Annotated in this window: 16 protein-coding genes; 13 read left to right on the forward strand and 3 right to left on the reverse strand. The window is 34.4% G+C overall.

From position 1 onward, the window contains the following. Positions 1-52: 52 nt before the first annotated feature. Positions 53-1,225, reverse strand: coding sequence for a FecR family protein (locus JQC67_RS10385; RefSeq protein WP_203252741.1), 1,173 nt, complete (start codon positions 1,223-1,225; stop codon positions 53-55). A 102-nt stretch (positions 1,226-1,327) separates the two neighbouring features. On the opposite strand from JQC67_RS10385, the gene JQC67_RS10390 reads away from it, so the two are divergent. Together JQC67_RS10390 and JQC67_RS10395 are read left to right on the forward strand one after the other, a co-directional pair. Beyond that, the gene (locus tag JQC67_RS10390; protein WP_238934577.1) at positions 1,328-1,927 is read left to right on the forward strand and encodes an RNA polymerase sigma factor; all 600 of its coding nucleotides are present in this window, start codon (positions 1,328-1,330) and stop codon (positions 1,925-1,927) included. A gap of 97 nt (positions 1,928-2,024) precedes the next feature. Next, positions 2,025-3,812 carry a tetratricopeptide repeat protein gene (locus tag JQC67_RS10395; protein WP_203252742.1) on the forward strand — a complete coding sequence of 596 codons (1,788 nt, stop codon included), beginning with the start codon at positions 2,025-2,027 and terminating at the stop codon, positions 3,810-3,812. 279 nt (positions 3,813-4,091) lie between these two features. On the opposite strand, the gene JQC67_RS10400 is transcribed toward JQC67_RS10395, so the two are convergent. Next, complete coding sequence (locus JQC67_RS10400; RefSeq protein ID WP_203252743.1) at positions 4,092-5,192, reverse strand: adenylate/guanylate cyclase domain-containing protein; 1,101 nt, start codon at positions 5,190-5,192, stop codon at positions 4,092-4,094. A 201-nt stretch (positions 5,193-5,393) separates the two neighbouring features. Between JQC67_RS10400 and JQC67_RS10405 the strand changes: the two genes are divergently transcribed. The 6 genes from JQC67_RS10405 (at position 5,394) to hemN (ending at position 11,799) form a co-directional block, all read left to right on the forward strand. Continuing rightward, positions 5,394-6,116 (forward strand): porin family protein, encoded by a 723-nt coding sequence (locus JQC67_RS10405; RefSeq protein ID WP_203252744.1) that lies wholly within the window; start codon positions 5,394-5,396, stop codon positions 6,114-6,116. 20 nt (positions 6,117-6,136) lie between these two features. Further along, positions 6,137-6,865, forward strand: a complete 729-nt coding sequence (locus JQC67_RS10410) for a DUF4386 domain-containing protein (protein ID WP_203252745.1) — start codon at positions 6,137-6,139, stop codon at positions 6,863-6,865. Positions 6,866-6,896: 31 nt separating this feature from the next. Then, entirely contained in the window at positions 6,897-8,156 is a 1,260-nt protein-coding gene (locus JQC67_RS10415) for a serine hydrolase domain-containing protein (protein ID WP_203252746.1), read from the forward strand. A gap of 51 nt (positions 8,157-8,207) precedes the next feature. Further along, positions 8,208-9,374 (forward strand): serine hydrolase domain-containing protein, encoded by a 1,167-nt coding sequence (locus tag JQC67_RS10420; RefSeq protein ID WP_203252747.1) that lies wholly within the window; start codon positions 8,208-8,210, stop codon positions 9,372-9,374. After that, the gene (locus JQC67_RS10425) at positions 9,364-10,230 is read left to right on the forward strand and encodes an SDR family oxidoreductase (RefSeq protein ID WP_203252748.1); all 867 of its coding nucleotides are present in this window, start codon (positions 9,364-9,366) and stop codon (positions 10,228-10,230) included. Before JQC67_RS10420 ends, JQC67_RS10425 begins: the two co-directional genes overlap by 11 nt. Positions 10,231-10,437: 207 nt before the next feature. Continuing rightward, on the forward strand, positions 10,438-11,799 hold the full coding sequence (gene hemN, locus JQC67_RS10430) for an oxygen-independent coproporphyrinogen III oxidase (RefSeq protein WP_203252749.1): 1,362 nt from the start codon (positions 10,438-10,440) through the stop codon (positions 11,797-11,799). Positions 11,800-12,003: 204 nt separating this feature from the next. On the opposite strand, the gene JQC67_RS10435 is transcribed toward hemN, so the two are convergent. Then, on the reverse strand, positions 12,004-12,897 hold the full coding sequence (locus JQC67_RS10435) for a L,D-transpeptidase (RefSeq protein WP_203252750.1): 894 nt from the start codon (positions 12,895-12,897) through the stop codon (positions 12,004-12,006). A 175-nt stretch (positions 12,898-13,072) separates the two neighbouring features. Here JQC67_RS10435 and JQC67_RS10440 point away from each other — a divergent pair, with 175 nt between their 5' ends. The 5 genes from JQC67_RS10440 to JQC67_RS10460 all read left to right on the forward strand — a co-directional run bounded on the left by JQC67_RS10440 (position 13,073) and on the right by JQC67_RS10460 (position 20,243). Beyond that, complete coding sequence (locus tag JQC67_RS10440) at positions 13,073-13,843, forward strand: RNA polymerase sigma factor (RefSeq protein WP_203252751.1); 771 nt, start codon at positions 13,073-13,075, stop codon at positions 13,841-13,843. Positions 13,844-13,893: 50 nt separating this feature from the next. Continuing rightward, on the forward strand, positions 13,894-14,349 hold the full coding sequence (locus JQC67_RS10445) for a DinB family protein (protein WP_203252752.1): 456 nt from the start codon (positions 13,894-13,896) through the stop codon (positions 14,347-14,349). 8 nt (positions 14,350-14,357) lie between these two features. Continuing rightward, positions 14,358-15,083 (forward strand): VIT1/CCC1 transporter family protein, encoded by a 726-nt coding sequence (locus JQC67_RS10450; protein WP_203252753.1) that lies wholly within the window; start codon positions 14,358-14,360, stop codon positions 15,081-15,083. Between the two features lie 375 nt (positions 15,084-15,458). Further along, positions 15,459-15,833, forward strand: coding sequence for a hypothetical protein (locus tag JQC67_RS10455; RefSeq protein ID WP_238934580.1), 375 nt, complete (start codon positions 15,459-15,461; stop codon positions 15,831-15,833). 75 nt (positions 15,834-15,908) lie between these two features. Next, entirely contained in the window at positions 15,909-20,243 is a 4,335-nt protein-coding gene (locus JQC67_RS10460) for a CusA/CzcA family heavy metal efflux RND transporter (RefSeq protein WP_203252755.1), read from the forward strand. The last annotated feature ends 5 nt before the right edge of the window (positions 20,244-20,248 follow it).

The raw sequence follows: 20,248 nt of genomic DNA on the forward strand, positions 1-20,248 counted from the left end.
TCTAGTTTGGAAAAAGGCTATTGCTGTGGAAGGTGCTAGCCTTTTCCTTTTATTATTCTATTATTATTGTTTTGTTTTTGACTTCAAAAGATATTTGACCTTCACTGGTCGCTTCGATTAGTTCTAAGATTTCCCTGACAGATTTTGTTCGCTCTAATTTTCCAGTGAAAACAAAGCTTTTATGTTCCATAGTTTTAAAGAAAACTTCTGCATCATACCATCTTGATAATACGCGCATCATTTCGTCTAACGGCATTTCATTAAAAGTGAAAATTCCGTCAATCCATGAAATTTCTTCAGAGACATCTACATCAACAACTTGTATTGAATCAGTATTTAAACTGAACCTTGATTGTTGGTTTGGTATTAAAATTTTACTGCTATTTCCTGCACTAACATTAACTTTTCCTTCAACCAAAGTAGTTGAAATTGAATTTTCGCCGTCGTAGGCTTTTAAGTTAAATTTGGTGCCTAAGACTTCGATTTTTTGCGACTTAGATAAAACAAGAAACTTAGCACCTTGGTGTTCAGAATGTGGTGAGACCTCAAAATAAGCTTCTCCATAAACAAGTTCTACTTCTCTTGTTTGGCCAACTTGAAATTTCACGGGATACTTCAATTTTGTGTCTGAATTCAGCCATACTTTAGAACCATCAGACAATTGCACAAAGAATTGACCTCCGCGTGGTATTGTGAGATAGTTGTACAAGGTTTCTTTTACTAAACTCTCATCTTTGTCTTCAGTTTTATAAACTATTTCTTCACCATTTGATTGTATTTTGTTTGTAGTGAAGTCTTTACCTTTTTCGAGCGCTATTTGATTACCATCCTCTAAAGTAAGTACGGCTTTATTCGCACCAGATTTAAGCTGATGTTCGGTTACTTTTTCGGTAGTTTCAATTGTTAATTCTGATTGGTTCCAAATAACAAAAAAAGAAGTGCCCAATAGAATTAAAACTGAAGCCGCTATTGATATTTTTTTGATTGCATTCAAACGTTTTTGACGCTTACTAACCTTCAATCTATTCTTAATTAATTTTTTGGCTTTATCAACATCGTAGTTATGCATGCATCGTTCAGTTATGTAATATGTTTTTACCAAGTTTTGAAAAACCTGAATATTACGCTTGTTTTTAAGTGTTGAGTCGAGCGACTCTAATTCATGAATATCCGCCTCCCTATTAAGGAATTTAACAATAATTGTATCGATTTCGGGCTGACTCATTTTACGTATATATTATGTATTACGTTTAAATTTTATGAACCCCTCTATTATTTTTAACTTTTTTTTATATATGTTTATAAAAGTTCTTAATAAATATTCAATTTGGATAAAAACTACGAAAACGATTTTTGGCTTTCAAGTGAGCTTCGTGCAGGTAATGGCAAAGCATTTGAATATTTAATGGATTGCTATTACCCAGTTTTGTGCACATATGCTTATACTTTAACTCATGATCATGCGAATGCCGAAGACATTGTTCAGAGTGTTTTTGTTTCTATTTGGGAAAAAAGGAAAAAGATTAACCCAGGATTATCAATTAAGAATTATATCTATAAATCGGTTTACAACGAATTTATCAATCAGTATAGAAAGAATAAGCCCGTAGTTTATTTAGAAAAAAAATACATTGAAGCTATAGATATTATAGTAGAGAACAATCATGAAGAACTTGAGAGGTTAATGCATTTGGTAGATAATGAAATTGAGATGCTACCACCAAAATGCAAACGTATTTTTCTATTAAATAAGAAAGATGGACTTACCCATACAGAAATATCTGAACATCTTAATGTGTCAATTAAAACTGTTGAGGGTCATATAACTAGGGCTTTTAAGATTTTGGCAGAAAAATTAGGTAGCAAGACTAATCCAGTTTTATTTCTTCTTTTTGATTTTGGCAACCAATTAAAGCGTTTGAACTAGTTAATTTATTTCTAGACTTCAATTTGGCTTCATTTTTTCTTATTTTTTGTATTTTTAAAGCGTCTCCCCTTATTAAATTATAACAGAATTTAAGCTTTTGCGAACGTCGTTTAATTCTAAATCTATAGCAGTACTTCCATTTTTAAACATCGGAAAAGAGGAGAATGAATATTTTTCTGATGGAATTACAGAGGAAATAATCAATGCGCTCACCAAAATTGATGGGTTAAAAGTTACCGCACGAACTTCTTCTTTTTTCTATAAAAATAAACCTCTTGATGCCCGAAAAATAGGAAATGAGTTGGGGGTAGAAACTTTGCTTGAAGGTAGCGCAAGAATTATAAATGAGCGTGTTCGCATTACAGCACAATTAATTCGTACAGATAATGGATTTCATATTTGGTCAGAGAATTTTGACCGCAATCTTTCCGATATTTTCGAACTACAAGATGAAATAAGCCTGTTAATTGCGGATAAGATTCGCGAGAATTTCGGACATTTTGAACTTCAAGAACATTTGGTTTCAAAACCAACTAAAAACATTGAGGCTTATAAGTTATTTCTTAAAGGTCGGTCACACCAGTTAACTTGGAATTTAGAAGACATTAACACCGCTATTTCCTTTTACAAAAAAAGTGTAGAATTTGACCCTTTATTTGCCGATGCCTATATTGGAATAGGTTGGTGCTATGGTATTCTTGGGAGTTGGCAATTTATAGATCATTCAGAGGGATTGGCAAATGCAGCAAAGTATTTGAATAAAGGAATAGCACTAAATCCTGAATCGGCAACTGGTCATTTTGGTAATGCAACAATAAGTTTTTGGGGCAATTGGAAATATGAAGAAGGTTTGGCCCATTTGCAAAAAAGCCTAGAAAGCAACCCAAAATTTACGGAAGCCTTGGAGGCAATTTCAGAAATTTATTCCGCCTTGGGTCAATTCAACTTGGCAAAAGAAGCCATTAATAAAGCATTAGAAATCAACCCATTGTCTCCAAATCACTATTATACAAAAGGAAATATATATTACCTGCTGGGGCATTATGAAAAAGCAATTAGATTTCTTGATACCTCATTAAAAATCGACCCTAATTTTATTCTATCGATTGAATTGAAGACAGCTTGTCTGATTCAGAAAAACGATCAAGTTGCCTTCCGTGAACATATGGATCGGAGCCCACAACTGGAAAGACCGCAACTATGCGCCCAATTATTTGATTTGGTCAATGGCACAGATTACTATAAAAATAGTATAGTAAATTTTGATTACGATAATTTTCAATCAACAGGCACTCATTTACCGTGGTCGTTTTACTTGACCATTTATAATGGAAACCATCAGAAAGCCCTAAAAAACCTAAAAAACCATGCAAAGCTTCGTACAGGGCAATATATAAATTTTACAAATGATCCCTTTGTGAAACCCTTGAGCGGATATGACGAATATAAAGAGATCGAATCAGCTGTCTTCAGCAATGCTAAAGATTTCGAAATAAAATCAATTAAAAAAAATCAATTAAACACTAGCCCTTTCGAAAAAGAAGAACTATCAACTTTTATAAAGCATCTTAATACCGAAATGGATGAGGACAAGCCCTTCCTAAATCCTGAACTGAGCCTAAAAGCCTTGGCAGGGTGTATAGAACTACATCCTAATAAATTATCATGGCTTCTGAACAATCATTTTGGAAAAAACTTCAATGATTTTGTCAATCAATATCGCATAAAAGAATTCCAGCGCCTAGCGATAACCCCTGAAAATAAAAACATTACCCTGCTTGGGCTAGCTTATGATAGTGGCTTTAACTCAAAAACCGTTTTTAATACTTTTTTTAAAAAAGAAACTGGCATGACCCCAAAGCAATGGGTGAAGGCGAACGTTTAACCAAATTTTTATGCTTCTAAAAAGTTCTAAAATATAATTCAGAACGAATACTTCATCTTTAATGTCATATTTGCTTAACAATCGTTATGCAAAGAATACAGTGTTGAAAAGTAAAAAGTGTGATTTTTTACAACTTCAATGATTAATTAAATAAATAGCTTTTTAGGTGAATTACAAAAACAGTCTAAATGAGTGCAAACAACATATATACTAATGAAATTGACCAACATATTGAAAAAAATTGAGGGTTAAGTTACATGGCTTTCTATTACTTCAATTTTAAGTCCTATTAAAAGTAGTTGTTACTAATTCTAAGCTATCAATTTTTCCTTTGAGCTGCGGTTTTCCCATCGGTTCTACGGTAAATGTATCATTTAAATAGAGTCGATCCATTAGGGTTTTAGATAGCAGTAAGTCTACTCCATAATCTTGACAAAGACCCTGAATTCTCGCTGTAGTATTTAATACATCTCCAGTAAAAAATATTTCCTTTTTCAAAGCGCCAATTTCACCAGTTGTAACTTCACCAAAATGCAAAGCGGCTTTAAAATCAGGAAAGACTCCAAATTTTTTCAGGTATTTATTTTTTAGTGCTTTTAAATCTGATTTCATGTCATAAAAACAATGAAGGCATTGGTTGTTTTTTAATCCATTTTTTAGCTTCCATGAGATAACAATTTCATCTCCAATATATTGATACACTTCACCTTGATTTTTGACAATTGCATTGGATAGGTCAAAATAGTACGAGCGTAATAATTCAAAGTACTTAATATGTCCTAATTCTTCAGCAATGGTAGTTGAAGACTTCATGTCTGCAAACATAAAAATTCGATTCTCCGTTACGGGCTTGTGGTATTTACCGGTAAAGAAATTCAGCAAAACATTTTGCCCTATATTTTCACTTATTTCTGCATATAACAAAGAGACTAACAGGGAGAAGGAAAGCTGTATAATGGTACTTGCGTTAGTGATACTAAAAAAGAACGCTCCGTACCTATTCCAAACACGATTGTCAAAAATAGATGTGTTTAATTCTAAGCTTGCTGCAATAGGAAAAGTTATAAGAATAACCACCACAAAAAATAACGAGTAGATTAAAAATTTAGAAATAATTTTTACCAAAAAACTTTGCTTCTCGAAAAGTCGGTTCAAATAAATCAATTCTATAAATCCCACCAAAAACCCTACAAAGGTGATACCAATCAACGCAAAAACAACAACATCGGTTTTCATTTGTATGGCAGTATCTGCTATGTTTTTCTGGTTGTCTAATGCGGCATATTCTATCCATAAAAATAATGCCCCAAAGACCAACCAGATGATTCCGAATGGAATAACTCTAAGGATGTTTCTTTTTGTGTTGGCTGTTAGTATCAAATTTTACGCTTACTAAAGAAATTACAATTTAGTGATTCTTTTAAATAATAATACGCAATAATCTTAATCAAAGAACCCGCTTAATAAGCTTTAAAAAGTTCGAAATTTCATTTAGAAGTTCTGATACATAAATACGGGCGCTTGGCCCCATCTTCATTTTCATCTTTGGCCCATCATTAATTTTTTAAACAATCAAACAAGATGAAAAAACAAACATTTTTATGCATTACATTTTTGCTAGTGACTTTTAGCACAATAGCTCAAGAGACTTATTTAGATGTAGTCATCAACTACACGCCAACAACCATGAATTTTGGAAACAATAACAAAGCTTTAAAAGATTTTAAAGATGGGTACTGGGGGCTTCAAGCAGGAGCATCATTTCAAATGGGGGTCAACGAGTATTTTTCTCTAGTCCCAGAACTATATTTTGTTATGAAAGGGACTAAGCTAGAGAACAATAATCCACTTACAGGTCAAGAAACTCGCATCCGCTTTAATACAATAGACTTGCCTGTTTTAGCTCGATTACATCTGTGTAACCTCTATTTAAATGTGGGCCCTGTGGTTAGTTATAATATTCATGGACGAATAAAAAACGAGGCTAATGAAACTATGTCTGGCGGTAAAACAAAGATGAATTTTGGGTCGGACCCAGGTACGTATAGTAGATGGGATGCTGGGTTTCAATTTGGTTTGGGGTATGAATTTCAATTGAAGAAATCTAGATTGTTATTTGATTTCCGCTATCACTATGGAATGGTTGATATGGGCAATGGAACGGACATGTATAATCGCTATTTCAACATGAATATTCTGCTGGCTAAAAAGTGGAAAACAAATCCGCTTACCAAGGCAAAAAAGAGAGATATGGCGCTTTGGGAAGAATTAGATAACAGCACTTTCCCAATTGAATACAAGTAAAACTTAGGAGTTTATTCATCATGCAATCAATCAAATTAACAGCAAGAGTAGCAGGTATACTATACCTTATAGTTATCGTATGTGGAATTTTCGCAGAGAAGTATGTTAGAATTAGGTTAGTAGATTTTAACGATGGAGCTCAAACCATAATAAATATTTCACAAAATGAATTACTATATCGATTGGGGTTTGTAAGCGATTTGTTAATGCAATCCGCATACTTTTTATTACCCGTATTACTGTATCGAATATTGAAGAAGGCGAACAAATGGCTTGCACAAATTATGGTCTTATGTGTTTCGGTGGCAGTAGCAATCATGTGCATAAATATGCTAAACCATTACGCCCCTTTACTTTTAATAAACAGCGAAGGATTCAATTCAGTACAAATTCAAAATCAAGTTTTGTTCTATTTAACCCTTCATAGTCATGGTTATCATATCGCACAAATATTTTTTGGAATTTGGTTACTACCATTAGGGTATTTAACCTTTAAGTCTGGACTATTTCCAAAATTTATTGGCGTATTCCTAATGATAGGCTGCTTAGGTTATTTAACTGCTTTTGGCATCTATTTCATTTTTCCAGAGAAGAGTGAAGTTCTGTCATCCTACTTAACCATACCCGCGGATATCGGAGAATTTTCGCTTTGTCTTTATTTATTGATAATAGGGGTTAAAAAAGTTCCGAATAATAATTGCGAACGATTAGCAGCAGATTCCACCGAATATTTGCATCAGAATAATTAAAAATAACATCAATCAAAAAAACAAAAGAATTATGACAACAGTATCTAGAATTATCGGATTAATTTTAATTAGCTTACTTATCGCATTGACCTCCTGTTCAAGTGATGATAATGACATGGTCTTACTTCCTGAACCATCAAACACGATGACATCATCAGAGTTGACTACTTATTTTGAATCGCTTATTCACGCAGAAAATATACCCGGATTTGCAGTGACAATAGTTAAAAATGATGCCATTACCTTTCAAAATGGTTTTGGATTTGCAGATATACAAAACCAAAAATTGTACACCAATGAAACCCATAATGGTATTGCATCTTTAAGTAAAACTTTTGTTGGCGCAGCAACAGCGAAAGCTATTGAACAAGGTTATTTTACACTTGATACGCCAATTAATGAGGTATTACCTGTAAATATTGTCAATTTACAACGACCCGAAGCCATTATTTTGGTTAGGCATCTTGTTACACACACTTCAGGCATTTTAGATAATCCTGAAAATTATACAATAGGGAACTACACAGTATTGCCAAACCAAGATGTTTCGGGAACTGGAGCCGATATTCTACTTAATGGCATTGGATTAGAAATTTCGAATCCCATACCACTTATTGATTATTTAGCTGAATATTTTATGGAAGATGGTTTCTTTTATGGAGATTCTAACTATTTAGACATAACGCCAGGAACCACGTGGACTTACTCAAATGTAGCAACGGCCTTAATGGGTTTTGTAATAGAATCCACAGTAAATCAGTCATTCGATGAGTATGTTAAAGAAAATATTTTCGCTCCTTTACAAATGAGTTCGTCCACTTATGATGTAGTTGAGGTAGATTTTGACCGCATGGCAATTCCATACATTGATAATAACAGACCTCTTCCATTTTATGGTAATCATGGGTATCCTGAAGGAAGTGTTCATACTACAAATCAAGATTTAGGCAAGTATTTATTAGATATGACTCGAGGTATAAAAGGACAATCTTCAACGTTGTTTGCACCTACGTACTACAAGTTGTTATTTACAGAACAATTGCCTGACGGAATCGTCCCAAATGCATTCGCTGAAAATCATGGACTTTACTGGTATACCAAAAATGGTAAATGGATGCATGGTGGTAATAGTTTAGGTATTTCATCACAAATGGAGATTGCAGAAGACGGTAGTTACGGTTTTGTAATTACGAGCAATATAGATGGAACTTTCTTTGAAAATGAAGGAAAATGGGAAACAGTCAAAGAAAAGATAGAAAATGGTATTCAGGCCTTTTTAGCAAGTAATTAACTGAATTGGAATCCTTTTTCAGGCATTCTTTAATCAATAAAATTGAAAATTATGAATCTCAAAATCAGTATTCTTATGTGGCTTTTTGCAAGTAGTTTAACCTATGCTCAAAAGATAGAAATAACTCATAAAAAAATTGACTCCATCTTTCAAGACCAACTGCAACAAAAAAATGTTCATAATGCTTTTTTAACTGTGTATTCAGATAAATTAGGAATTAATTGGAACTATGCTGAGGGAAGTTTTAAAGATGGTTCTCCAGTTTCTGAGCACAATCCATTTCTCTCCACCAGCATCACCAAAACATTTACAGCAACTATAATTATGTTACTACAAGAAGAAGGAGAGTTGCATGTAAATGATAGCTTATCTGAATATCTTAATTCTGATATTATAAATGGATTACATGAATATAAAGGTGTAGATTATTCTAATGAAATTTTAATAAAACAGTTACTACAACATACTTCTGGACTCCCAGATTACTTTGAAGATGTACCAAACGAAGGCCCCGAGTTTATGGAATTATTGTTTAATTATCCAGAAAAAATGTGGCAGCCGCTAGAAACCATAAATTTTGCAAAGTCAAAACTATCAGCTCATTTTCCGCCTGGCAAAGGGTACCATTATTCTGATACAGAATATGTTTTATTAGGATTAATAATTGAGGAAATAACCGGCAAGCCACTTCATGAAGTATTCACCGACCGCTTTTTTATTCCGTTGAACATGCACAATACATACATGCATTTACGGTCAAAACCATTAAATAAATCTATTGGAAAATTGTCCGAAGTCTATGTCGCTGACACCGAAATTAGCACCTATAAAAGTCTAAGTGCCGATTGGGCTGGAGGAGGTTTCGCAACCACTTCTAAAGATCTTTTAAAATTTTATAAGGCATTAAATGAAAGAAAAGTGGTGAACCAAAAAAGCCTAAATCAAATGCAACGATGGGTTAAAGAATCTTTCGGATTAGAATATGGCTTTGGATTGCGCAAGTTTCAATTAAATAAATTAAACCCACTACTAGGTAATATAACTTTAATAGGCCATTCCGGAACATCAGGGGCGTTTATGTATTATGCTCCAGAATTAGATGTGTATCTCACAGGTACCTTTAACCAAACCGATTACCATAAAAAGCATGTTGTATTTATGATGGAAGTACTTGCTAATTTGAAAAATTTACAAAAAGGAACCAACAATGAAAAATGATAAAACTGTTTTGTTGGCAGGTGCAACAGGGTATTTAGGTAGTCATATTGCTAAAGAGTTAGCAGTTCGAAAAGTGCCTACAAAAATTGTGGTGCGAAAAACTAACAAAGCGAAGCACTTATATACTGCAACAGCAAGCATAATAAAAGCGGAAGTTACTCAGCCTGAAACTTTGAAAGGACTTTGTAACGGTGTAGATATAGTAATTTCTACAGTTGGTATAACACGTCAGAAAGAAGGACTTACCTATTGGGATGTGGATTATCAGTCAAACTTGAATTTGCTAAGAGAAGCGATAAGTGCTGGTGTTCAAAAATTTATTTATGTATCGGTATTGAAAGGTAACCAACATAGAAATCTCAAAATCTGTGAAGCAAAAGAATCTTTTGTTGATCGATTAGTCGATTCGGGTATAGCATACACCATCATGCGTCCAAATGGTTTTTTTTCGGATATGAAAGATTTTTTAAAAATGGCAAAAAAGGGTAAAGTATATCTATTTGGAAATGGTAAACAAAAGTTTAATCCGATTCACGGACACGATTTAGCCATTGCGTGTGTTGATGCGATTGAGACCGCAACCACCGAAATAAATATTGGCGGTCCTGATATTCTTACCTATAATGAAGTAGCAAATTTCGCCCTTTTAGCCCATGGAAAGCCTATTAACATTATACATTTACCACATTGGATTAGAAAATTTATTATTTGGATTTTACGAACATTTACATCCGTAAAAACCTATGGTCCAATTGAATTTTTTCTAACCTTAATGGCAGAAGATGCAATTGCTCCAAGATATGGCAGTCATCGATTGGCTTCATTTTTTCACGAAGAAGTAGATCCTATAAAATAATTCGAAATTTTAAATTAGACATTAAAAATTTCCGAAGTTATACCAGTTTGCGGTAAATGGGGGTGTGGTGCAAAAATATTTTGTTTTATTTAATAGCAGCTCTAGTTTCTAGAACGACCAAATTTAATTCGAGACAATAGTATGACTTTAATCATTTTTTAGAACATTCAACACATTTAGTTTTGTTAGACTGAATAATAATAACATATGTGTAGTATAGTACAAAAGTATAATGTTCCAGGACCGCGGTATACCAGTTACCCTACAGTTCCGTATTGGGATGTAAATGCGTTTTCTGGTAAAAAATGGGAAGCTTCGGTTAAACGCGGTTTTGATGCAAGCAATACAAAAGAGGGTATTAGTCTCTATATTCATTTGCCTTTTTGTGAAAGCATGTGCACCTTTTGTGGTTGTCATAAACGAATAACAAAACGCCATGATGTAGAGCTACCCTATATTACAGCCCTTTTAAAAGAATGGAAATTATATCGTAAACTTTTTTCTGATAAACCAATTATTAAGGAGCTACACCTTGGGGGAGGGACTCCTACTTTTTTCTCCCCAGAAAATCTACGATTTTTAATCAATGGTATTTTGAGTTGTGCTGATATAGCCGAAAATCATGAATTCAGTTTTGAAGGACATCCGAATAATACCACATACGAACATTTACAAACCTTGTTTGATGTTGGTTTCAGACGAGTAAGTTACGGGGTTCAAGATTATAATTTACAAGTACAAGAAGCCATACATCGAGTACAACCTTATGAAAATGTAAAAAAAGTTACCGAATGGGCTAGAGATATTGGCTATACATCTATAGGGCACGACATCATTTTTGGACTGCCTTTTCAAACTTTAGCACATGTAGAGGAAACTATTTTGAAGACAAAAAAACTTATGCCAGACAGGCTTGCTTTTTATAGTTATGCCCATGTGCCATGGATAAAAGGAAATGGACAACGTGGATATAAAGATGCCGATTTACCATCTCCGGATGAAAAACGGGAACAATATGAAAAAGGCAAGGCACTTTTAAAAAAGGTTGGTTACGAAGAAATAGGTATGGATCACTTTGCACTTAGCTCAGACAGCTTGCACAAATCAATGCAAGCAGGTGAACTGCATCGTAATTTTATGGGTTACACTTCTTCTAAAACCCACTTAATGGTGGGATTAGGAGCTTCAAGTATTAGCGATAGCTGGTACGGATTTGCGCAAAATGTGAAAAGTTTAGAGGAATACCAACATCTTGTTCAAAATAACATTATTCCTATTTACAGAGGACATCTTCTAACAGTTGAGGATGAAATTATACGTCGACATATTTTAAATTTAATGTGTCACTTTGAAACTTCATGGAGTACGTATAAATTATATCTCCCCGAATTAGAAAATGTAAAAGAACGCTTAGTGGAAATGGAATTGGATGGTTTGGTTGTAATTGCGGAAAACCAAATTAAAATAACTACTAAAGGAAGACCTTTTGTTCGGAATATCTGTATGGCCTTTGATTTGTATTTGCAGCGAAAAAAACCAGATACGGCCTTATTTTCAATGACAATCTAGAGGTGTGTTATATATAGTGATAAAATAAATCTGATTTATTTAAAGATTATTAGGGTTAAAATTTAGATTAAAAAAAAATGTGTGTGCTAAGTTTTAATTAATGTCAAATTCTTATTTGCGCATAATATTAGTAAAGAAGATTTGTATGATAATATATAAGAGTGCTCAAAGTATTACTTAATTAAAACATTTACATAATTTTAATTAACGTTTATATCCATAAATATCCTCAAGAATTTTACCATTGTCCCCGACTAAGTTGTATTTTATCTCTAAGATTGTGCCTAATGGGGCATGATAATAAATTCTCCAAGCATCTTCTTCAGAAGTACCTATACATCCATTAGAATATGATTTTTCTAGGGTTTTAGGATTTGTAGTGGGGTGAATCATTTGTCCATTTCTAATCCCATTAATTTCCGTTTCAATCCAGGGAATTTGAGGCATTCGGGTTGTTTTGCCATCATCTCTTTTTGTAACATAAAATTGCTTTCCATCTACGGGATTAAAAAAATCGGGATTTTTAACATGTTTGATAATTCTCCCTTTTCCATGTTTAGTTTTTAAATCAGAAACTCGACCTGCCATTTTTAAGAAGCGTTCTTTATTTTGGCCTACGCGTATCGGAAATGAATATAAAACTAGCGAATCTTTAAAAATTCGTAACCGATATTCTGGTATATTGACTTCAATTTTTAATTGCTCAAAATCTTTTAAAATATTGCAGGTAGTAGTAGAATCAGGAATTCTAAGAATTGCTCCTTTAGCCAGAACTATTTGCTTTCTTTGGTCATATACAAAAGAGTCTTGTTCTACTTTTCGGTAATAATCTGTATTAGCAAGAGTATCTATTATCCAAGAATTATGGTGAACCAAAATATGTTCTGAAATAGGATAATTTAATAGCGAATCTCCAATAGACACTAAAGAATCCATAAACTGAAAATAGGTTGCAATCGTAATATCTTCTGTTATCTCTACTTCATTTGAGAATTTATGTACTTCTGGCAGGCTTGTCTCATTTTGTGGTAGTTGCTGACCTTTCATATTTAAGAAAGCAAATATTATTAACAGTACTGTTATATTGATTGTTCGCATAACTATTATTTTTGTATTTACTTTTTTAGCAATACTATCTTACTTATCCAAGTATCTAATTTGTAGCTTTCAAATTTATACCCACAAAAATTATATTGTCATGACCAATGTCATTTACTATTGATTGATTTAAACGCACTTTTGAAGAATAGTATTAATAGTAAAATTTTACATCATGGAAATTCTGAAAAATTACAAAGGAAAAAAGGAGTTTAATATTTTCGTAGCGAGTACATTTTCAGATTTGGTAGTGTTCAAAAAAGAAAATAATCAAGCAGCTTTCAATAGTTTATTGATAAAAACCTTTTATCAAGTTAAGCGCTATATTAATGGTAGATTGAGTACCGCTCTAGCAAAAGGAAATCTTCCAAAGGGTAAATATAAAGCTGATGATTTTATCGATGAGCTTTTTATAACGGCATATGATCATTTCGACAACGTTAAAAACGCGCAAGATTTACACCCTTGGTTATTTAAGATGGCTGATGAACTTCTAGAACAGAGAATCAATGATGAAGAATTCAATGATTATTTTCTTAAAAATATTGATGACTATTCAAAACCTGAATGGGATGCGATGGATGAGAAATTCAGCACAGATGGAGATGGTGACTATGTCATGATTGAAGAGTTAGATGATATGTCTTATCCTAAGAATGATTATGTTTTGAACCATGTTTTTGTAGAAAACTATAGCACGGAAATTACAGACAAGCTTGATCAAGAATTGGGTGAAGAGAATATTAAAAGACACGTCAGCTTGGTCTTACATAATTTACCATTACCAATGCGCACTGTGTTCGAATTAGCAACCAAATATGAGTTTACGTTTGAAGAAATAACTGTTATTCGCAATCAAAGTTTAGAAGAGGTACAAACACTTTTTGAAAATGCTCGTAAAAGTCTTGAAGCTAGTTTCTTTAATAGATTTAATTTAAAAGGGTAAGTCGTAGCTTTAAATAGAGTCTGTTTCACCTAATAAATTTATATATAAAAATGAAAACGAAAACTCAGTTGTTTTTAGAGTTATGGAAAGAGGCTCGGACAAGATTTACAAATCAGCTGACGCAACTAACTCAAGAAGATTTACATAAGAAACTGCAACCTTCACCCAATAGTGTGGGTTTTTTAATTAGACATATTGGTGATGTTGAACTTCTTTTTTCAAAAAATGTATTTGGCGGTAATAATGTTAAAGTCATTGCTAAAACTGTTATTGCTAAAAGAGATACTGGAGAATGGACGGACCTTAAGGGTTTAAAAGATTATGTGCATCATTCTTTTCATACCTTGAAGATGATAATTGAAGCACAAAAAGAAGACGACTGGGAAACTTTGATTACCACTAAAGAATTTGGCTCCAAAACCAAGGCTGAGGCTTTTGGCAGAATAGTGTCACATACAACCTATCATTCAGGACAAATGGCGCTAATTTTAAAATATGGTAGTTAACTGCAAAAATGGATAAAGAGGAAGCAAATAGCGGTAAGAATATAGATAATTATTTAGACAACCACTATATCCACCGCAGTAATTGGTTGCGAGCGGCAGTTTTGGGTGCTAATGATGGCATTTTATCAACGGCAAGTCTTGCAATTGGTGTAGCCGCGGCGAGTGAAGCTCGAGAGCCTATTATATTAGCAACTATAGCAGGGTTGGTTGCTGGTGCATTATCAATGGCTGCTGGAGAATATGTTTCCGTCAGTTCTCAAACAGATGTAGAGCGCGCAGATATTGAACGTGAAAAAGTAGAATTGAAAGAAACACCTGAACTTGAGTTGCAGATTCTTGCTCAAATTTATGAGAAAAGAGGATTAAAAAAACAAACAGCACTCACTGTAGCAAGAGAATTGTCAGAATATGATGTACTTGGTGCGCATGTTAGAGATGAGTTGGGAATAAATGAAATGAGCGAAGCGAAACCGATACAAGCTGCTTTTGCATCGGGTGCTGCATTTACGGTAGGAGGGATATTACCTTTACTAGTAGCCTTATTTTTACCACTAAAACATATGGAGTATGCACTTTATGGTTTTGCACTTTTCTTTCTCATAATATTGGGAGCATTGGCTGCAAAAACGGGTGGTTCGAGTATTACTAAAGCCATTTTGCGAATAACTTTTTGGGGTACCGTGGCAATGGGGTTAACTGCGTTAGTAGGATATTTTTTTAACGTTAACCTTTAGTAAAATAACTATCGGCATTGTAAAATATATTATTCTTAGCTGTTGGCTAATTGTATTAGATGTATTTTTTAAGTTAAATAAAATATTCTAGTACAGTGAATGACAATTATCATTGTCTGACTACCTTATCAAGTTTAGCTTTACTTTAAATCTAATTTATGTTAAGTCGGTACTTGCCCGTATTCATAATACTGACCATTGTCGCAGAAGTTCTTGGAACTGTGGGTGGTTTTGGGTCTTCTGTATTTTTTGTACCCATGGCTAGCTATTTTATGGATTTTCAACCTGTTTTGGGTATAACTGCGCTAAGGGTTTTTAAGAATATAATTTCTTTTAGCTATCTTTACTTTAATGATTAAACTATTTTCCATAGTAATGTCTTTCGTATTCTTATTCCAAACAATTGGAATAACCGCAAGCGATATGGTACAAATAGATGAATTCATTGAGCACGCTCAATTTCATAGTGAGCAATATGGCGATAATGTTATTGTCTTTGTTTCTAAACACTATGGTGAGCTTAAAGCGGATCATGACAAAGAGCATCAAGAAGAAAAAGAAAAGCACGAGCAATTGCCTTTTCAACAACATTCTCATGTTTCTTCGTTAACTGCCTTCGTACTAAATTCAAACAAAGAAGATTTTAATACATCAGAATTTTCAGAGTTCAAAACACATACGTTCTTCTATCAAGAACCTTCTTCTTCCATTCATTCTGAAGGGCTATTTCAGCCACCACGGAATTCATAAAATAACCGTATTCATTTTAAACCTCCATTCACGCTTGTGAAGTTGGGACTATTCACGTTAATTATTTTATGAAAAATGCTATCATATATCATCAATTTCAGCATAAAGAATAAGTTAATTGTTCTCTTATTTACAGCCTTCATCGTAGGGTTTGGGTTGTATTCCTTGTCGCAAATACCCATAGGTGCAGTACCCGATGTCACTAATAATCAGGTGCAGGTAATCACCACATCGCGTAATTTATCTACGCAAGATATGGAGCAATTCATCACCTATCCTGTAGAGCTAGAAATGGCAAATTTACCAGGAGTGGTAGAAATACGCTCAGTTTCTAAATTTGGATTATCTGTGGTGACCATTGTCTTTGATGATAATATGGGCACCTACTTACCTCGTCAGTTAATAGCGGAAAAAATCAAGTCTGCATCCGAGAAGATTCCTGAAGGTTTTGGAACTCCTGAAATGGGTCCTATTACAACAGGTTTAGGTGAGATTTACCAGTATATTCTCGATGTTAAACCAGAGTTTAAAGACAAATACGATGCAGTAGATTTACGAACCATTCAAGATTGGGTGGTAAAACGGCAGCTTTCTGGTATTCCCGGAGTCGTGGAAGTAAATACTTGGGGTGGTTTTTTGAAACAATATGAAGTTGCCATCAATACAGAAAAGTTGAATGCGATGAACATCACCGCTCGCGAGGTGTTTACCGCTTTAGAAATGAATAATAGTATATCTGGTGGTGGTTATATCGAGAAAGTTAACCAAGCTTTTTTTATTCGTGGCGAGGGTCTGATTTCATCCCTCGAGGACATCAATAACGTTGTAATTAAAAATGAAGGTAATCTTCCCATTTATATAAAAGATGTCGCCAATGTTGGTTTCGGGAGCGCCACGCGGTTTGGAGCAATAACTGGAAACGGAGAGGGTGAAAAAGTACTTGGGCAAGTGATGATGCTGAAAGATGCCAACTCTAAAAAAGTAATTGATGCCGTTAAAGATAGGGTGGCAATGATTTCAAATTCATTGCCAGAGGGAGTTTATATCAATGCCTTTCTAGACCGAAGCGAACTTATTGCAAAGACAACTTTTACAGTTTCAGAAAACCTGATTCTAGGATGTTTAATTGTGATTTTTGTGGTGGTGTTACTTTTAGGAAACTTCCGATCTGGTCTGGTAGTAGCTTCCGTAATTCCACTTTGTCTACTGTTTGCTCTATCCTTGATGTATATATTTGGTGTTGATGCCAACTTGATGAGTCTTGGCGCAATTGATTTCGGAATCATTATCGATGGCGCGGTAATCATCGTTGAGTTTATAGCTTTTCAGATAAATCGAAAGGCAAGTAGAATTAGCTCATTAGCGAAAACAGAACAACAGGCAGCCAAAGACGAAATTACATTTATAGGAGCTTCGAAAATGATGAATTCTGCCATTTTTGGTCAACTGATTATCTTAATTGTATTTATTCCCATTCTATCATTGTCGGGGGTTGAAGGCAAAATGTTCAAGCCAATGGCTTTGACCTTCAGTTTTGCACTAATCGGTGCAATGATACTTTGTTTTACCTACGTTCCTGTAGCTGCATCATTGTTTTTAAAACCTTCAAAGCCATCTGACAAAAATATATCTGTTCGCTTAATGAAATGGCTCAATAAAATGTATGCCCCAATAATTCATTGGGCATTGGAAAGTAAACGATTAGTACTCATCATTGCGAGTCTCTTGTTAGTAATATCGGTCTATTTGTATTCCACAATGGGAGGCGAATTTGTGCCGACTCTAGATGAAGGAGATTTTGTTATCCAACCGGTTCTTAAAACAGGAACATCTTTAAGTAACACCGTGAAAATCACTACCGAAATTGAAAAGATACTACTCAAAGAATTTCCAGAAGTAAAACAGGTAGTGACTCGTATCGGTGCTGCGGAAGTGCCAACAGACCCAATGTCAATGGAGGAAAGCGATGTGATTATCATTCTAAAGCCAAAAGGCGAATGGACTTCCGCAAGTTCTAAAGATGAATTGGCAGATAAGTTTAAAAAAGCTCTTAGTATCATTCCTGGCATGGAAGTGGAATTCACACAACCCATAGAGATGCGTTTCAATGAGCTGATTACTGGTGTAAGGGCAGATATTGCCATTAAAATATTTGGTAATGACCTTGATATCCTTTCAAAAAAAGGTAATGAAATTGGCACCTTAATAGAAAACGTGCCAGGAGCGGCTGATATTTCCGTTGAGAAAATTGCAGGTCTTCCAGAAATGAACGTAAAATTCGATAGAATGAAAATCGCACGTTACGGTCTTAATATTCAAGATGTTAATGATATGGTTTCCATGGGGTTTGCAGGAAGAAGCACAGGTAGTGTTTTCGAAGGTGAAAAACGATTTGACCTTGTTGTAAGACTTGACAAGCAAAAGCGTCAGGACATAGATAACTTGAAATACCTCTATATCGATTTACCTAATGGAGGTAAAATTCCATTAAGTGAACTGGCTGATATTACCTATAAAAAAGGGGCGGCCAAGATATCACGCGACGATACACGTCGTAGAATTGTTGTTGGTATAAATGTTCGTAATCGGGATTTGCAGTCCGTTGTGGATGACGTACAACGGCTAATCAATGAGAATGTAAAATTACCGGTCGGGTACAGCATTACCTATGGCGGACAGTTCGAGAACCTTGAAAGTGCTAAGGAGCGTTTGTTGGTCGCCGTACCTATTGCTTTGATATTAATTTTCGTATTACTTTATTTTGCTTTTAAATCTGTAAAAGAAGCGCTGATGATTTATTCTGCTATACCACTTGCAGCGGTTGGTGGCGTTTTGTTATTATGGCTGCGTGATTTACCTTTTAGTATTTCAGCTGGAGTCGGATTTATTGCCTTATTCGGAATTGCGGTTTTGAATGGAATTGTACTAATAGAGCATTTTAAAGAATTGAATAAAGAAGGTCAATTTGATGATATTAATGCGCTTATCAAACAAGGAACAAAAGATAGGTTACGAGCGGTACTATTAACGGCAGTTGCGGCAGCATTAGGATTCTTACCCATGGCTATCTCGACCAACTCAGGCGCAGAGGTTCAGCGTCCTTTAGCAACAGTAGTCATAGGTGGTTTAATTACAGCAACTATATTAACCTTGGTAGTACTCCCTGTACTTTATGCTTATTTCAATAGTCCAAAGAAAGAGAAATCGGTATCTGGCGGAAAGAATATCACTAGTCTAGGTATGCTATTACTTACGGTGACGATGGGTGCAAATGCACAGCAGAACCCAATAAATCTTGAAAAATTGATTCCGTTAGCGATAGAAAATAATGCTGGACTTAATGCAAATTCTTTGCAGGTGGACCAATCTAAGGCTCTTGTGAATAGTGCTTTCAACTTTGATAAAACGCAAATTTATTATGAGTTTGATGAAAATAATCTGGCGTTAAATAATGAAGCACTTCGTGTTTTTGGTATTCAGCAAGATTTTCGTTTTCCTACGGTTTACTTTTCCGAAAAGAAGGTGAACAAAGCAAGCCTTGCCATGAGCAATAGCACCTATGATATTCAGAAAAAAGCTTTAGAACGAAAAGTAACAAGTGCCTATTATAATTACCAAATCGCACGAGAGAAACAAGGTGTTCTACAAACTTTGGATAGTTTATATGCCAATTTTGCGAAAATTGCGGCAAGACGCTTTGAATTAGGTGAAACCAACTATTTGGAAAAAATAACCGCAGCTTCTAAGCAGAAACAAATCAATATAAAATATCTCGAATCAAAACAAGACCTAGCCTTAGCCTATGGCAGTTTGAAAAAAATAGTTCAATCGAAAGAAAACATTACCATCGCTAATGAGTCTGAATTAAAAGTAGCCCTTAACACAGTTACTATAAATTCAAGTTCGGAAATCAGATATTATGAAAATAGAGCGTCACTATTACATGCGCAACGGCGTTTTGAGAAACATCAGCTATTACCCGATATCAGCCTCAATTACTTTCAAGGAACAAACTCTGGTCTAAATAGTAATTTAATTGGATACCAAGTAGGTTTGAAAATTCCATTTTTGTTTAGTGGCCAATCTTCGCGAATAAAGGCGGCAAGCATTGCCGAAGAAATAGCTACGGAAGAATCCAATGAGTATAAAATCCAGCTTAATGCAAAGTTTGATGCACTCCAAGTAAAACGAGTTCAAGCGAGTAAATCGCTCTCCTATTATGAAGAAGAAGGCGCAGCATTATCCGAAGAAATTTTAAAAACGGCAAATGGAAGTTTCAGAAATGGTGAGATTGACTTTTACCAATATATCCAGAGTCTTGAAAGCGCTTACGAAGTCAAATTAGACTATCTGAATAAACTAAAAGAGTATAATAACATTGTTATTGACATCAATTTCTTAACCCTATAAATCAA

It is taken from the genome of Aurantibacter crassamenti (assembly GCF_016811105.1).
Lineage (GTDB): Bacteria > Bacteroidota > Bacteroidia > Flavobacteriales > Flavobacteriaceae > Aurantibacter_A > Aurantibacter_A crassamenti.

Bases quoted from the DNA above. Each gene is read 5' to 3' on its own strand.
- JQC67_RS10385 (WP_203252741.1), bottom strand. From the start codon at position 1,225: ATGAGTCAGCCCGAAATCGATACAATTATTGTTAAATTCCTTAATAGG.
- JQC67_RS10405 (WP_203252744.1), top strand. From the start codon at position 5,394: ATGAAAAAACAAACATTTTTATGCATTACATTTTTGCTAGTGACTTTT.
- JQC67_RS10410 (WP_203252745.1), top strand. From the start codon at position 6,137: ATGCAATCAATCAAATTAACAGCAAGAGTAGCAGGTATACTATACCTT.
- JQC67_RS10415 (WP_203252746.1), top strand. From the start codon at position 6,897: ATGACAACAGTATCTAGAATTATCGGATTAATTTTAATTAGCTTACTT.
- JQC67_RS10420 (WP_203252747.1), top strand. From the start codon at position 8,208: ATGAATCTCAAAATCAGTATTCTTATGTGGCTTTTTGCAAGTAGTTTA.
- JQC67_RS10425 (WP_203252748.1), top strand. From the start codon at position 9,364: ATGAAAAATGATAAAACTGTTTTGTTGGCAGGTGCAACAGGGTATTTA.
- hemN (WP_203252749.1), top strand. From the start codon at position 10,438: ATGTGTAGTATAGTACAAAAGTATAATGTTCCAGGACCGCGGTATACC.
- JQC67_RS10435 (WP_203252750.1), bottom strand. From the start codon at position 12,897: ATGCGAACAATCAATATAACAGTACTGTTAATAATATTTGCTTTCTTA.
- JQC67_RS10440 (WP_203252751.1), top strand. From the start codon at position 13,073: ATGGAAATTCTGAAAAATTACAAAGGAAAAAAGGAGTTTAATATTTTC.
- JQC67_RS10445 (WP_203252752.1), top strand. From the start codon at position 13,894: ATGAAAACGAAAACTCAGTTGTTTTTAGAGTTATGGAAAGAGGCTCGG.
- JQC67_RS10450 (WP_203252753.1), top strand. From the start codon at position 14,358: ATGGATAAAGAGGAAGCAAATAGCGGTAAGAATATAGATAATTATTTA.
- JQC67_RS10455 (WP_238934580.1), top strand. From the start codon at position 15,459: ATGTCTTTCGTATTCTTATTCCAAACAATTGGAATAACCGCAAGCGAT.
- JQC67_RS10460 (WP_203252755.1), top strand. From the start codon at position 15,909: ATGCTATCATATATCATCAATTTCAGCATAAAGAATAAGTTAATTGTT.